This window comes from Micromonospora sp. CPCC 206061 (assembly GCF_036906915.1).
Classification (GTDB): domain Bacteria; phylum Actinomycetota; class Actinomycetes; order Mycobacteriales; family Micromonosporaceae; genus Phytohabitans.
Genome location: NZ_JBAKHX010000020.1, coordinates 11,742 through 25,486, shown reverse-complemented (window position 1 = coordinate 25,486; position 13,745 = coordinate 11,742). Strand labels below are relative to the sequence as shown.

Genomic DNA, 13,745 nt, shown 5'->3' with positions numbered 1-13,745 from the left:
CTCTTATGACTTGAAGGACGCCCTGATCACGAGAAACGGGGCGCAGGAGCGTCAGACGCCCGCGACCGACGTGATCCAGCTGCGGCTGTTGGCCACGCTGCCGTAGTTCTGGTATGTCGAGCCGTTGCCCGTCGAGCAGACGCCGACCTGCTGGCCGTTGTAGAACTGCGGGCCGCCCGAGTCACCGCGCCAGGCCACGCCGTTGACGCCGGTGCTCCGGATCGCCTGGCCGCCGTACGCGTCCGTCGCGCTGTTGCTCGTCACCCGCACGTTCGCGGTCTTCAACTGTGCGGAGGCGCCGCAGTTCGTGCAGGTGCGGCCCCAGCCGTAGATCTGGTTGGTGGAGCCCACCGGCGGATTGCTGTTGGCGAGCGTCACGTACGTGGTGCTGACCGCGCTGTTGAGGAACAGCAGGGCGAGGTCGAAACGGGTGGACGTCGAGGTGACGGTCCGGGTCACGCCGCCGGAGGCGTAGTACACGCTGCCGACCCGCACCGACATGCTGCCGCCGACGCAGTGACGGGCGGTCAGCACCCAGCGGGGCGCGACGATCGATCCGGAGCAGGTGAACGAGCCGCCGCTGAAGACCGCCGCCGCCCACGGCGCGGACGAGACGGTACCGCCGCCGATGATCGGTTGCGGAGCGGCGCTGGCCGCGGTCGGCGCGAGCAGCACGCCGGTGAGTGCGGTGGTGGCGAGGGTGGCGAGGACCAGACGGATGCGCACGGTGAGCTCCTTATGGGAGGGGCCGTTTGACGCATCACGCTAGGGCGGTCGCAGTGCATCTACAAGGGTGGATCGATACCGCTTCAGTAATAGCGTGTTCGGTCGTGGCGCGGAGGCACCACGCCCTCTTGGGACGCGGTGCCTCCGGCCGGGCGCCCCCACCATGGCGCCACGTCGTGACAGATACCATACTTCGGCTGGACTCCAAACAAAAGGCAAGGGGGCGGGCGTGCGCTGGCCGAAGGGTGTGAGCGGGCTCTGCTACGGCGGTGACTACAACCCGGAGCAGTGGTTCGAAGACGTGTGGCGCGAGGACGTCGAGCTGATGCGCCGCGCCGGCGTCAACCTCGTGAACGTCGGAGTGTTCGCCTGGTCGCGACTGGAGCCGGAAGAGGGCCATTACACGTTCGGCTGGCTGGACCGGGTACTCGATCTGCTGGCGGACGGCGGCGTCAAAGTGGCGCTCGCCACGCCGACCGCGTCGCCGCCGCCGTGGTTCTCGCTCGCCTATCCCGACGCGCTGCCGGTGCGCGGCGACGGCACGCGGCTGCTGCACGGCAGCCGCGACACGTACTGCGCGAGCGCGCCCGCGTACCGGGCCGCCTGCCGGAGGATCGCGGGAGCGCTCGCCGAGCGGTACGCCGGGCATCCCGCGCTCGCGCTCTGGCACGTGCACAACGAGTACGGGACGGTGTGCCACTGCGATCACGCGGCGGCCGCCTTCCGTGGCTGGCTGCGCAAGGAGTACGGCGGCCTGGACGCGCTCAACGACGCGTGGGTGAGCGCGTTCTGGAGCCAGCACTACTCGGCGTGGGAGCAGATCTTCCCGCCGCGCGCGACGCAGTACCTGCCGAATCCGGGGCAGCTACTGGACTTCCGCCGGTTCTGGTCCGACGAGTTGTTGTCCGCGTACGTCGAGCAGCGCGACCTGCTCCGCGAGGCCACTCCCGACGTGCCCATCACGACCAACTACGTCATCGGCGGCTGGGTGCCAGTCGACCACGCCCGCTGGGCGCGCGAGGTCGACCTGGTCGCGATCGACCACTACCCGACCGACGCCGGGCTGGGCGCGGAGGAGCAGACAGCCTTCGGCGCCGACCTGGCGCGGTCGTGGGCCGGCGGCAAACCGTGGCTGCTCATGGAGACCGCGCCGAACCTCGTCTACACGCCCGAGCGCATGCACGCCAAGGAACCCGGGCGGATGATCCGCCACAGCCTGTCGCACGTGGCGCGAGGCTCGCGCGGCGCGATGTTCTTCCAATGGCGGGCGCCGCGTGGCGGGGCCGAGCGGTACCATTCGGCGCTCGTGCCCCACGCCGGACCCGACAGCCGCGTGTACCGCGAAGCGGTGCGGCTAGGGGATTGCCTCTCGCGATTGACCGAGGTGGACGGTGCTCCGATCGAGGCGTCGGTGGCCATCGCGTGGGACGCCGCGTCGTGGTGGGCGTTGCAGGCGCCTGGAATGCCGATGGAGGTCGACTACGCGGCCGAGGTCCAAGCGGCCCACCGCGCGCTGTGGAGGGCCGGTGTCACCACCGACCTCGTGGCCCTCACCGACCCGCTGCCGCACCGGTTGCTGGTGCTCCCCGCGCACTACCTTCTCTCCGACGACGCGGCGGCGGCGATCCGGGCCTATGTGGCCGGTGGCGGCCACCTCGTGGCGACGTATCTGTCCGGAGTCGCCGACGAACACGGCCGGATCCGGCTGGGCGGATATCCGGGCGCGCTGCGCGACGTGCTGGGCGTACGGGTGGAGGAGTTTCAGCCATCGCCGGACGGGTGGGCGGAGCTGGTGCGACTGGCGGGCGCGTCGCAGGTGCGGCCGGGGGTGACGCGGCACGGGTACGGCGCGGGTGTCGCGTGGTACATCTCGGCGCGGCTCGACGACGGCGCATACCAGGACGTGTTGACGGAGGCGGCGCGCGGCGCCGGGGTCGCCGCTGGCGGCGTACCCGGTGTGGAGGTGGTGCGCCGGGGCGGTGGGTGGGTGTTCGCGCTGAACCACACCGACCAGGCTCACGAGATACCGGCCGAGGGCGTCGACGTCCTTACCGGCGTCGCCGTGACCGGCGTCCTGACCCTGCCAGCCGGCGCCTACGCCGTCCTCCGTCCCACCCCTGACCTGGCCGAGCGCCGCGCGGAGCGAGCGTAGACGTGCGTGTGCCGGTGGGGATGGGCACCTATCCCCACCGGCACCAGCGGTGCGGCGTGCACCGTGTACGCGATCGCCGGCCCCACGATTCCGGCATCCCCGCGCCCACACCAAAAGAGTAGGCCCGTCCAGGTTTCGGGTGGTGACACGCCTATGACGTTGTTGTTTCGACTCTGGTCAATTGATCGGTGCGCCTGAGCAGGCCGGGGGTGATCAGGGCACTCGCGCGGCCGCGAACGTCGCGGACCGGAACGGCTCGGCGTACAGGGCGTCGCTGCGCTACCGCAGGCGTACGACCATCTTGCCGACGTTGTCGCCGCGCAGCATGCCGAGGAACGCGTACACGGCGTTCTCCAACCCGTCGACGGTCGTCTCGTCGAAGCGCACCTTGCCGTCGCGCAGCCAGTCCGCCATCTGCGCGGCGAACTCGCCCGCCAGGTGGCTGTACGAGTTCACCAGGAACCCCTTGAGCGTCAGCTGCTTGCCGATCGCCAGCGCGAGGTTTCGCGGCGCGGCGGGTGGCGTGGTGTCGTTGTACTGAGCGACGGCTCCGCACATCGCGACCCGCCCATGTGGACGGAGCGCGGCGATCGCGGCCTCCAGGTGGTCGCCGCCGACGTTGTCGAAGTACACGTCGATCCCGTCGGGTGCGGCCTCCCGCAGCGAATCGCGGACCGGGCCGTCGTGGTAGTCGAACGCCGCGTCGAAGCCCAGCTCGCGCGCGTACGCCACCTTGGCGGCGCTGCCCGCGCTGCCGACGACGCGCGCGGCGCCGCGCAGCTTGGCGATCTGGCCGGCGAGACTGCCCACCGCGCCCGCGGCGCTGGAGACGAAGACGGTGTCGCCGGGGCGCATCGAGGCCACCTCGACCAGCCCCGCGTACGCGGTGAGCCCGGTCATGCCGAGCGCGCCCAGGTACGCCGACGGCGACGCGAGCCCGGGGTCGATCACCCTGGTGCGGGCCGCGTCGAGGACCGCGTAGTCGCGCCACCCGAGCCCGTGCACCACCAGGTCACCCACCTTGCGGTCGGGCGACTCGGAGACGATGACCTCGCCGACCGCGCCCCCTTCGAGCGCCGCGTCCAGCGCGAATGGCGGGACGTAGGACTTCACGTCGTTCATCCGGCCGCGCATGTACGGGTCGACCGACATGACGACGTTGCGCACGATGACGTGGCCGGGACCGGGTGCCGGCACCGGCGCCTCGACAAGTTGGAAGTTTTCTGCCACGGGCCAGCCCGACGGCCGCGAGGCGAGCCGCACCTCACGCCCGACGAGGCGGCCGGCGGCCCCACCCGCGCTCATTCGTCCACCACCGTCAGCGCCACGTCGACGTTGCCGCGCACCGCGTTCGAGTACGGGCAAACCTGGTGTGCGCGGTCGACGAGCTGTCGCGCGGCCACGCGCTCGACGGACGGCATGGCGATTTCCAGCTCGACGGCGAGACCGAACCCGCCGGCGCTGTTCGGTCCGATGCTGACCCGGCCGATGACGGTCGACCCGCTCACGTCGGCGCGCGCCTGGCGCGCGACGCGCCGCAGCGCGGAGTGGAAACATGCCGCGTATCCGGCCGCGAAGAGCTGCTCAGGATTGGTCGCGCCGCCGGCGCCACCCAGCTCCTTCGGGACGGCCAGATCGGCCTCGAGGAGACCGTCGAAGCTACGGACGTGTCCCTCGCGCCCGTCGCCACTGGCCAGGGCTTCCGCGGTGTACAGCACCTGCATCGTGTGCTCCTACTTCTTCTTGGTCGCCAGCTCTTGGGCGGCGGTGTCCATGGTGGATGCGAAAGTGGTGAGCGTGTCGCGCAACTCCACGAGCGTCTTCCGGTCGAGGCCGGTGGCGGCGACGAGCGTCGCGGGCACGCTGCGCGCGCGGGCCTGAAGCTCGGTGCCCGCGTCGGTCAGGCGTACCTCGACCACGCGCTCGTCGCCAGCCGTCCGGTGGCGCTCCACCAGGCCGGCGGCCTCCATGCGCTTGAGCAGCGGCGAGAGCGTGCCGGAATCCAGCCGCAGCTCTTCGCCGAGCTCCTTGACGGTGCGCCCATCGCGCTCCCAGAGCACCAGCAGCACCAGGTACTGCGGATACGTCAGGCCGAGCTCGTCGAGCAGCGGCCGGTAGAGCGCGGTCGTCGCCCGGGATGCCGCATATAGCGCGAAACACACCTGGCGCCGGAGGGCCATCTCATCCACGTACTGAACGGTAACGTGCAATTAAGTTGTGCACAACCGAAGTTTGATGTGATCTGCGCCGCGCCGCCATAGTGACCCGATGGACTCCACAGCGATTCGGGTGGTCGACACCATCGACGTACCCGAGGCGCCCGTGCGGACGGCGGTGTCGTTCGCCGTCGAGGCGGGACGGCCGCGCATCCTCCCCGCTTGACGGGAGAGACACCGCACGAGGGAATCGGCCACTATGGAGACATGCCGAAGCCCCGTCACGCCATCGTCGTCGGCGGCAGCCTCGCCGGTCTCTGCGCGGCCCGCGCCCTCTCGCACCACGTCGAGCAGGTCACCGTCATCGAGCGTGACCGCTTCCCGGACGAACCCCAGGTGCGCAAAGGCGTACCCCAGGCCCATCACCTGCACGTGCTAGTCACCGCCGGCCAGCGCGCCCTGGAGCGGCTCTTCCCCGGCATGATGGCCGAGCTGCACGCCCTGGGCGCGGTGCCGGTCGCCGCGCCCACCGACATCCTGTACCTGAGCACCACCGGCTGGCGGGAGCGGTTTCCGCCCACGCACGGCCTGGTCGGTGCCAGCCGGGAACTCATCGACTGGACCGCCCGGCGGCGGCTCGTGGAGGACGCCCGGGTGGGGTTCCGCACCGCGCAGGCGGTCGTCGGGCTGCTGCCGAGCGCCGCCGGCGATGGCGTCGCCGGCGTCGAGGTCCGCGACCGGGACAGTGGCGCCGTCGAGCGGATCGCCGCCGACCTGGTGGTCGACGCCAGCGGCCGGAGCTCGCGCAGTCCTGACTGGCTGGCGCAGCTCGGGTACGGGCGGCCGCAGGAGAGCCGCATCGACGCCGGGCTCGGGTACGCCAGCCGGCGCTACCGGTTGCGCCCCGGCGCGATCGACGGATGCAAGAACATCCTGCTCATGCCCAAGCCGCCGGACTCGTCCCGGGGCGGCGTGCTGTACCCGATCGAAAACGACCGCTGGATGGTGACGGTCGGCGGATTGGGCAACGACTGCCCGCCGACCGACGAGGCGGGCTTCCTGGAGTTCACGCGCAGCCTGCGCAGCACTCTGCTGTACGACGCGATCCGGGACGCCGAGCCCGACTCGCCGATCCACGGCTTCCGCCAGACGTCCAACCACCGACGACACTACGAGTCGATGCCCCGCTGGCCGGACGGGTTTCTGGTCGTGGGTGACGCGGCGTGCGCGTTCAACCCCGTGTATGGCCAGGGAATGGCGGTCGCGGCGATGGCCGCCGTGCGTCTCGACGAGCACCTGCGGCTCCAGCCCGGCGTCTTCGGGCGTCAGATGCAGGTCGCCGTCGCCGAGTGCAGCGCCGCCGCCTGGCTCATCGCCACGGGCGCCGATTTGCGGTACCCGACCACGGCCGGTCCACGGCCGGGGCGGCTAAGCCGGCTCTCGCACTGGTACCTCGACCGTACGTCCGATGTGGCCAACCGCGACGCGCGAGTGTCCGAAGTGCTCACCGACGTGCTGCACCTCGTCTCGCCGCCGGCGGCGCTGATGCGGCCGGGCGTCGCGTGGCGCGTACTCCGGGGGCGACCCGGCCCGACGCTGACCGAGCCGCCCATGACCGTAAGGGAGGAAGGGGCCTGAGCCTCGCGTCTCTACTCGGTGGTCCCGTTGAGGATCCAGGGCAGGTTCACCTTGCGGAACACGATGGACCGGTGCGAGGTACCGCTGTTTCCGGTGTTTTCATTGACCTCGACGAGCGCGCCCACGTAGTAGTCCGCCGTCTTGGCCATGCTGGAGTACCCGCCCTCGGCCCACGCCCCGGAGCCCAGTGCCGCCCAGTCGGGTAGCGGGGCGTCGCTGAGGAAGCGGTGTACCGGCCAGGTCCGGCCCTCGTCGTAGCTGATCCGCAGGTTCATCTTGGTCCGGGTCACTGTGCTGGCCGAGTTGAGAAAGACGATCCGGGTCGGCGAGTCCAGGTTGTACCGCAGCACCGAACCCTGCATCGCCGGGTCCAGCAGCGTGTCGTGTGGCGCGAAGGTGCTGAAGCTGCCGCCGATCGTGCCGCGCGAAACCCACCGGCGCTTGCCGGTGTTCCAGACCGTTGAGGTGGCGCGGTCGTTGCGCATGAGCCGGCCGTCAGTCAGTTCCAGCACCGTGCCTTCGCTGGTGCCTTCCTGGTACGCGCCGCCGCTGGTCGTGATGCGCTGCACCTTCCACGTGACGCCGTGGTCGTCGCTGTAGATGTTGCGGTGCTGCGCCGGAATGACCAGACGCCCGGTGGAGGTCTGGATGCCGACGCCCGGCCCGATGGCGTCCCACGCCCACGGGTCGCCGTCGGCCATCGTGCGCGGCTTGAGGGTCGCCGTCATGTCCACCGGGTCGCTGAAGGACAGCCCGTCGTCGGTGCTGCTGGAGACGTACACCTTGCGGTGTTCCCACGCGGTGATCTTCGTCGTGCCGTCGACGCCGTTGATGCTGTATCCGGCCGGGTTCCACGACATGAACAGCCACACCTTGTTGTTGCTCTGGTCGACCACGGCGGTGGGGTTGCCCCACGTGCCCTGCCCGGCGCCGACCACTTCACGCAGCCCCGACCAGGTGGCGCCGTTGTCGGTGGAGCGCTTGTAGAGCAGGTTGATGTTTCCGTGGTCGCTGTTGGCCGCCGCTCGTCCCTCGACGAAGGCGAGCAGCGTGTTCGACCGGGTGCGGACCAGCGACGGGATGCGGAACGAGTGGTACGTGATGCCGTTGAGCGACTCGCTGCCGCCGCCGTCGAAGAGCAGCCGCTCACTGTGTGCCGGCGCCGCGGCGCCGGCCGGGCGGGACACCGATGTCACCGCCAGGCCGGCGAGCAGGCAACCGGCTACGAGGAAGGACGTCCTACGAATGTCAGCCACGTAGGCATGATTGCAAATATCCTTCGGTGTTCGTAAGTAGACGGTAGGTGAATTTCATGCCTTCAGCGCGGCCGCCGCCGCTGGCGTGAGGCTCAGGTTCGCGTCGAACGTGAGCGACGACTCGCCCGCGGGTGACGGGAGACCCGTGATGGCGTTGAAGAGCGCGGCCACCAGCAACGGGCACTTCCAGTTGTGCTGCGCCGCGGGCACCGGGTCCTCGTTGCCGACCAGCTTGCCGTTGAGGTTCGTGGTGTCGGTACCGGTGAACGGCGCGCCGGTCAGGGCGCCGCTGCGGTCCGTGGTGAGCGCCGAGCGGAACGGTCCGATCGAGCAGGTGCTCAGCAACACGTCGGCGTTCGCGACCACTTGGCCGCTCAGTGCGATGTGGATGCCGTCGGCGCCGAACGTGACCGGCCCGCTGAAGTCGGTCACCGGCACGATCTCGACCTCGACCGACAGCAGGCCGATCGGCACCGAGAGCGGCTCGAACGCCAGGTTTTCCTTGGGAATGGTGCCTTCGAGCGTCAGCTCAGGTGTCCAGCGCACGACGCCGCAGGCGGTGGCCGAGGCGCCGGTTGCCGGATCCAACTGTCCGATCTGCACGACACCGTTGCTGAGCGTGCTGGTGAACGGGATGCCGTCCGTCGGGCAGGCGGCGGCCGCGGCGGCGGGCCGCTGCGCTACGAACAGCGTGGCGAGAAGGGCGAACAGGGCGAGGGTGACCAGCCGCCAGCGACGGCGAGCAGGGTTGAGCGACACGTCTCCACCTCCGGGAGTGTGGCAAAGAAGTCGCTACCGATCGGTAAGTTACCGGCGAGTTTAGGAGGTGTAACGGCAGTCGTCAATGTGTGCGGACCACCGCGCCGAGCCGCGATAGGGTACGGCGTGGCCTGGAGCGATACGCCATTGGCGCGCGAGCTGGGCGTCCGGCTGCCCGTCATCCAGGCGCCCATGGCCGGCGGCCCCTCGACGCCGCGCCTCGCGGCCGCCGTCTCGGCCGCCGGCGGCCTCGGCTCCATCGCAGGCGCGATGCTCGCGCCCGACCAGCTCCGCGCGGCCATCGCGGAGCTGCGGTCGCTGACCGGCGCGCCCTTCGCGGTCAACCTTTTCGCACCGCAGCCGCCGCCGCGCACCGACCGCGTCGCGGAGTGGTCCATCTTGACCGGTGTACCGCTGGCGGAGCGGCCGCCGCCGCCCAGCTTCGACGACCAGCTCGACGTCGTAGTCTCCGAGCGGGTACCGGTTTTCAGCTTCACGTTCGGGATACCGCCGCTCGCCGGCGTCGACGCGGTCATCCTCGGCACCGCCACCACCGTCGCCGAGGCCGTCGCACTCGAAAAGGCCGGCGTCACCGCGGTGGTCGCCCAGGGCTTCGAGGCCGGCGGGCACCGGGGCACGTTCGACCGCCCCGTCGACCGGTCGCTGATCGGCACCCTGGCGCTCGTGCCGCAGGTCGTCGACGCGGTGTCGGTGCCGGTCGTCGCGTCCGGCGGCATCATGGACGGTCGCGGGATCGCTGCGGCCCTCATGCTCGGCGCTCAGGGCGTGCAGCTCGGCACCGCGTTCCTGCGCTGCCCCGAGGCCGGCACGAGCGAGGCGCACCGGCGAGCGGTGGGTGAGGAGACCACCGTCACCCGGGTCCTGACCGGCCGCCACGCCCGCGCGGTGCGCACCCCGCTCGTCGATCGCCTAGAGGCGTCCACAGTGGAGCCCCCCGACTACCCGCTGCCCCGCTACCTGAGCCCCGACCCCCCGATGCTGGCAGGCCAGGCCGGCGGCCTGTCCCGCGCCCTCCCCGCCGCAGACCTGATGGCAACCCTGGCCTCCGAAACCACTGCCCTCCTCCCATAGCCTCCCTGCCCTCCGGCTCCCGGGCGCGCGCGGGTGCGGGCCGTGTGAGTGGGCGCCGGGTGGGGATGGGAGCTGCGGGCGTGCGTGGGGTCAGAACCAGGGGGAGCGGCCCGTCGCCGCCGGTATCGGGGGGCGTGTTGAGGGTTTGGTGTCCAAGGCGGGCGTGAAGCGGCGCGGGGCCGCCGGCAATGCGAGCCGGTTGCTCGCGGGCAGGGCCGCCACAGGAACGGCGTCGGGCCGGCGGCGCGGGCGGTCGGTGATCGTCACCAGCATGGCCAGCAGCGCGAACGCCACCCCCGCCGCCCCGAACGCCCACGCGTATCCGCCAGTGGTCGCCACGACGTCGCCGGCGTCGGACAGCCGCGCGCTCCGCGCCGCCGCCACCGCCATCAGCATGGTCAGCCCGACGGTCGGGCCCACCTCCATGGCGGTGTTCATGACGCCACCGGCCAGCCCGGCCTGGCGCGCCTGCACGCCGGCCAGCGACAGGACGGTCGCGCCCGCGAACGCCAGCGCCAGCCCGGTGGCGACGAGCAGGAGGCTGGGCAGGATGCCGGTGACGTACGGGGTGCGCGGGTCGAGCGCCGCGAGCAGGAGCAGCCCGGCGGCGGCCGAGGTCAGGCCGAACGAGATGACGCCGTACGGGCCGCGCCGCTCCAGCCTGCGCCGGCACAGCCGCCCCGCGAGCAGCAGCGCGATCCCGTACGGGAGGAAGGCGGCCGAGGTGCGCAGGGGCGTCCAGTCGCGGATCTGCTGGAGGTACAGGCCGAGCAGCAGGGTGATCAGCGAAGCGCCGGCCGCCGCGAAGGCGATGGTGAGCAGGCCGACGATGCGGCTGGTGTCGTCGAGGAAGGACAGCGGCAGCAACGGGGACCGCCCGCGTGCCTCCACCGCCACGAACAGCGCCAGCAACAGCACACCACCGCCGAGCGGCCCCGCGACCATGGGGTCGCTCCACGGGTACTGGTCGGTGACGACGAGGCCGTAGCTGACGAGGGTGACGCCGGCGGTGGCGAGAACCGCGGCGAACAGGTCGAGCCGCGGCCGCTCGACCGGTGCGCTGCGCGGCACGAGCCGGGGGGCGAGCAGCAGCCCGAGGGTCGCCACGACGATCCCGGGCGCGAACATGTATCGCCACGACACCCACGTGCATACACCCGCGGTCAGGATGCCGGCGGTGGCGCCGAGTACGGACAGGCCGCCCCATCGGGCCATCGCGCGGCGGTGGCTGGCCGGGTCGGCGTACAGGCGGTGCAGGACCGCCACGGCCGCGGGTGCCGCGAGCGCCGCGCCCACCCCCTGCCCGAAGCGGGCAGCCACCAGCATTTCAAAACCATTCGAGAGCGCCGCCGCGGTCGAGGCGGCGGCGAAGAACGCCAGGCCCCAGAGCAGCAGGCGGCGGCCGCCGTACCGGTCGGCGAGCCGGCCGCCAAATAGGAGCAGCCCGCTGAAGGAGAGCGCGTACGCCGCGCTGACCAGGATGAGTTCGGACCGGGTGAGGCCCCAGAGCGTGCCGATGGCCGGTAGCGGGACGGAGACCACGGTGATCGTGAAGATGAGCGTCGCCTGCACGGTGCCAAGCAACGCGAATGCGCGCCGGCGCCTGACGATGGCGCGCCGGGGGAATGGCACTACCATGGCCGGTCCCTCCCCGCACCGCAGAGATTTAGTACCGTGTGTGGCCGACCCATCACCGTTCGTATCACTGTATCAATATCAATCGTCATCTAGGGACCTGCGCCGGCCAGATCGTACGATCAAGGCGTGCACGCATCAGCCGGTCCCGTGGTCGTAGGTCTCGACGTGGGTGGGACCAGTACCAATGCCACCCTCCTCGACTCGTCTGGCCAGTTCCTCGTCGACCGCATGATCGAGACGCCGAGCTGCGTGCTGCAGGGGCCTGACGCGGCCCTCGACGCACTCGCCGGCTCGGTCGAGCAGGTCCTCCGCCTAACCGGGACGGACACGGCGGCGGTACGCGCGGTGGGGCTCGACACGCCCGGCCCGGCCAGCGCCGACGGGGTGATCTCCTCGCGCGGCGCCACGAACTTCTCGCTTCCCGCCTGGTACGGGTTCGACATCCGGGGCGCCCTCGAAGCGCGGCTGGGCTGGCCCGTGGTCTACAACAACGACGGCAACGCGGCGGCCCTGTACGCACACGTCGTGCACTTCGGCGCCGACGCCTTCCAGCGCTCGTCGATCTCGGCGATCGTGGGCACCGGGCTGGGCGGCGGTGTCATCGAGTCCGGGCAGGTGGTCAAGGGCGCCACCGGCACGGCCGGCGAGCTGGGCCACGTGCACATCCCGCTCGACGGGCTGCTCGCCGAGGGACAGCCCGTCCCGAGGTGCAACTGCGGGTTCAGCGGTGACGTCGAGAGCGTCGCCTCGCTGACCGGCATCGTGAAGAACCTGCTGCCGTACTGGCTGACCCGCTTCGACGGGCACGAGCTGGCGGCCGTACCGATCGACAAGGCGGCCCGCCTGGTCCGCTCGTACGGCGAGCGGGGCGACCCCCTCGCGCGGGCGATCTTCGAGCAGCAGGCGATGGCGCTGGGGCGGCTCTTCACGATCGCGGCCAACTTCACCGACCCGCACGCGTTCTTCGTCGGCGGCGGGGTCGTCGAGACGGTGCCGGAGTTCCGCGACTGGTTCCTCGGCAAGGTCCGCGAGCACACCGTCCTGCGGCGGGAACAGTCCGAGACCGTGACCTTCTCATTGGTACCCGACCTGGACATGGCCGGCGCGCGCGGCGCCGCCCTGGCCGCGCAGGCCCTCACTGCCGGCGGCGTGTAGCGGGCACGAGCGCGAGCGCGGGCAGCAGGATCAAGGGGACGATCAAGAGCGCCTTCAGGGTGCCCACGCGGTCGCCGAGCAGGCCCACCAAGGGCGGGCCGGCCAGGAACGCCGTGTACCCGATCACCGCGACCACGCTGACCCGCGCGGGCGCGCGGTGTTCCTCGTCGGCCGCCGCGCTCATGCCCACGGGGAAGCCGAGCGACGCTCCCACGCCCCACAGCGCGACGCCCACGAGCGCGACCGCCCACGAGCTGGCGAGTATCGCGATCAGCGCGCCGGCGCCCGCGACGAGGATCGTGACGGCCAGCGTGCGGACCCGGCCCCAGCGGTCGATGGCGACCGTGCCGGCGGTGCGCCCGGCCGTCATCGCGGCCACGAACACGCCGAACGTCGCCGCGCCCGCCGCCTCGGTGACGTCGTGACCGTCGACGAACGCCACCGCCAGCCAGTCGTTCGCCGTGCCCTCGGTGAACGCCATGATCAGTACCAGAAGGCCGATCAACAGCGTGCGCGGCTCGCGCCAAGCGGCGAGGACGCCGCCCGACTTCTCGCGCGGGGTGTCCGGGTCGACCGCCAGGAAGGAGCGGACGGCGACGAGGGTACCGGCGAGCATGATGCCCGCCGCGAGGATGAGGTGCGCGGCGAGGGGAAGCCCGAGGCGCGCCCCGCCGGCGCCGATGCCCGCGCCCGCGACCGTGCCGAGGCTCCACGCCGCGTGGAAGCGCGGCATGATCGTGCGGTCGAGCCGGCGCTCCACGGCCGCGCCCTCGACGTTCATGGCGACATCGCACGTGCCCGAGCCGTACCCGAGCGCGAAGATCCCCATGCCGACCACGAGGATCGACGCCATGGCGCCGCCGAGGCCGGCGAGCGCGAGGCCGCCGGCCGCGATGGTCGCCGCGACCGCGACCGTGCGGCGCGTGCCGAGCCGGTGGGTGACCACGCCGGACGTCGGCATGGCCAGGATCGCGCCCGCCGACATCGCGAGCAGCAGCATGCCCAGTCGCCCCGCGGACAGGTCGAGAGCGTCGCGCGCGGCCGGCACGCGGGCGAACCACGAGGCGACGCCGAGCCCGTTGAGCCCGAAGACCACCGCCACGCCGTTGCGGGCGGTTAGTAAGTACCGTGGCGGGGTGGTGGTCGTGACCATGTCGTCGATACCACCCCTGA

The 13,745-nt window shown here is 71.5% G+C and carries 12 protein-coding genes; 4 read left to right on the top strand and 8 right to left on the bottom strand.

The window, feature by feature from the left end; genetic code table 11:
- Positions 1-51: 51 nt before the first annotated feature.
- Positions 52-726, bottom strand: a complete 675-nt coding sequence (locus V6V89_RS16295) for a S1 family peptidase (protein ID WP_334619963.1) — start codon at positions 724-726, stop codon at positions 52-54.
- 229 nt (positions 727-955) lie between these two features.
- On the opposite strand from V6V89_RS16295, the gene V6V89_RS16290 reads away from it, so the two are divergent.
- Positions 956-2,878, top strand: a complete 1,923-nt coding sequence (locus V6V89_RS16290; RefSeq protein WP_334619962.1) for a beta-galactosidase — start codon at positions 956-958, stop codon at positions 2,876-2,878.
- A gap of 279 nt (positions 2,879-3,157) precedes the next feature.
- Here V6V89_RS16290 and V6V89_RS16285 read toward each other — a convergent pair whose 3' ends face one another.
- The 3 genes from V6V89_RS16285 to V6V89_RS16275 are packed head-to-tail and all read right to left on the bottom strand — an operon-like array spanning position 3,158 to position 5,058.
- Positions 3,158-4,183, bottom strand: coding sequence for an NADP-dependent oxidoreductase (locus V6V89_RS16285; RefSeq protein ID WP_334619961.1), 1,026 nt, complete (start codon positions 4,181-4,183; stop codon positions 3,158-3,160).
- Positions 4,180-4,602, bottom strand: coding sequence for an organic hydroperoxide resistance protein (locus V6V89_RS16280; RefSeq protein WP_334619960.1), 423 nt, complete (start codon positions 4,600-4,602; stop codon positions 4,180-4,182). Before V6V89_RS16280 ends, V6V89_RS16285 begins: the two co-directional genes overlap by 4 nt.
- 9 nt (positions 4,603-4,611) lie before the next feature.
- The gene (locus tag V6V89_RS16275) at positions 4,612-5,058 is read right to left on the bottom strand and encodes a MarR family winged helix-turn-helix transcriptional regulator (protein ID WP_334620031.1); all 447 of its coding nucleotides are present in this window, start codon (positions 5,056-5,058) and stop codon (positions 4,612-4,614) included.
- 243 nt (positions 5,059-5,301) lie between these two features.
- Between V6V89_RS16275 and V6V89_RS16270 the strand changes: the two genes are divergently transcribed.
- The gene (locus V6V89_RS16270) at positions 5,302-6,672 is read left to right on the top strand and encodes an NAD(P)/FAD-dependent oxidoreductase (RefSeq protein WP_334619959.1); all 1,371 of its coding nucleotides are present in this window, start codon (positions 5,302-5,304) and stop codon (positions 6,670-6,672) included.
- An 11-nt stretch (positions 6,673-6,683) separates the two neighbouring features.
- Here V6V89_RS16270 and V6V89_RS16265 read toward each other — a convergent pair whose 3' ends face one another.
- Positions 6,684-7,928 carry a sialidase family protein gene (locus V6V89_RS16265; RefSeq protein WP_334619958.1) on the bottom strand — a complete coding sequence of 415 codons (1,245 nt, stop codon included), beginning with the start codon at positions 7,926-7,928 and terminating at the stop codon, positions 6,684-6,686.
- Between the two features lie 54 nt (positions 7,929-7,982).
- Positions 7,983-8,687 (bottom strand): hypothetical protein, encoded by a 705-nt coding sequence (locus tag V6V89_RS16260; RefSeq protein WP_334619957.1) that lies wholly within the window; start codon positions 8,685-8,687, stop codon positions 7,983-7,985.
- A gap of 126 nt (positions 8,688-8,813) precedes the next feature.
- Between V6V89_RS16260 and V6V89_RS16255 the strand changes: the two genes are divergently transcribed.
- A complete protein-coding gene (locus V6V89_RS16255) occupies positions 8,814-9,779 on the top strand; it encodes an NAD(P)H-dependent flavin oxidoreductase (protein WP_334619956.1) in 966 nt (321 codons plus the stop codon).
- A gap of 90 nt (positions 9,780-9,869) precedes the next feature.
- Here the strand turns inward: V6V89_RS16255 and V6V89_RS16250 are convergent, their stop codons facing one another.
- Positions 9,870-11,417 carry an MFS transporter gene (locus V6V89_RS16250; RefSeq protein WP_334619955.1) on the bottom strand — a complete coding sequence of 516 codons (1,548 nt, stop codon included), beginning with the start codon at positions 11,415-11,417 and terminating at the stop codon, positions 9,870-9,872.
- A gap of 126 nt (positions 11,418-11,543) precedes the next feature.
- On the opposite strand from V6V89_RS16250, the gene V6V89_RS16245 reads away from it, so the two are divergent.
- Positions 11,544-12,572, top strand: a complete 1,029-nt coding sequence (locus tag V6V89_RS16245; RefSeq protein WP_334619954.1) for an ROK family protein — start codon at positions 11,544-11,546, stop codon at positions 12,570-12,572.
- Here V6V89_RS16245 and V6V89_RS16240 read toward each other — a convergent pair.
- A complete protein-coding gene (locus tag V6V89_RS16240) occupies positions 12,553-13,725 on the bottom strand; it encodes an MFS transporter (protein WP_334619953.1) in 1,173 nt (390 codons plus the stop codon). The two genes, V6V89_RS16245 and V6V89_RS16240, sit on opposite strands and share 20 nt — an antisense overlap.
- Positions 13,726-13,745 lie beyond the last annotated feature (20 nt).

Bases quoted from the DNA above. Each gene is read 5' to 3' on its own strand.
- V6V89_RS16280 (WP_334619960.1), bottom strand. From the start codon at position 4,602: ATGCAGGTGCTGTACACCGCGGAAGCCCTGGCCAGTGGCGACGGGCGC.
- V6V89_RS16285 (WP_334619961.1), bottom strand. From the start codon at position 4,183: ATGAGCGCGGGTGGGGCCGCCGGCCGCCTCGTCGGGCGTGAGGTGCGG.
- V6V89_RS16250 (WP_334619955.1), bottom strand. From the start codon at position 11,417: ATGGTAGTGCCATTCCCCCGGCGCGCCATCGTCAGGCGCCGGCGCGCA.
- V6V89_RS16240 (WP_334619953.1), bottom strand. From the start codon at position 13,725: ATGGTCACGACCACCACCCCGCCACGGTACTTACTAACCGCCCGCAAC.
- V6V89_RS16275 (WP_334620031.1), bottom strand. From the start codon at position 5,058: ATGGCCCTCCGGCGCCAGGTGTGTTTCGCGCTATATGCGGCATCCCGG.
- V6V89_RS16270 (WP_334619959.1), top strand. From the start codon at position 5,302: ATGCCGAAGCCCCGTCACGCCATCGTCGTCGGCGGCAGCCTCGCCGGT.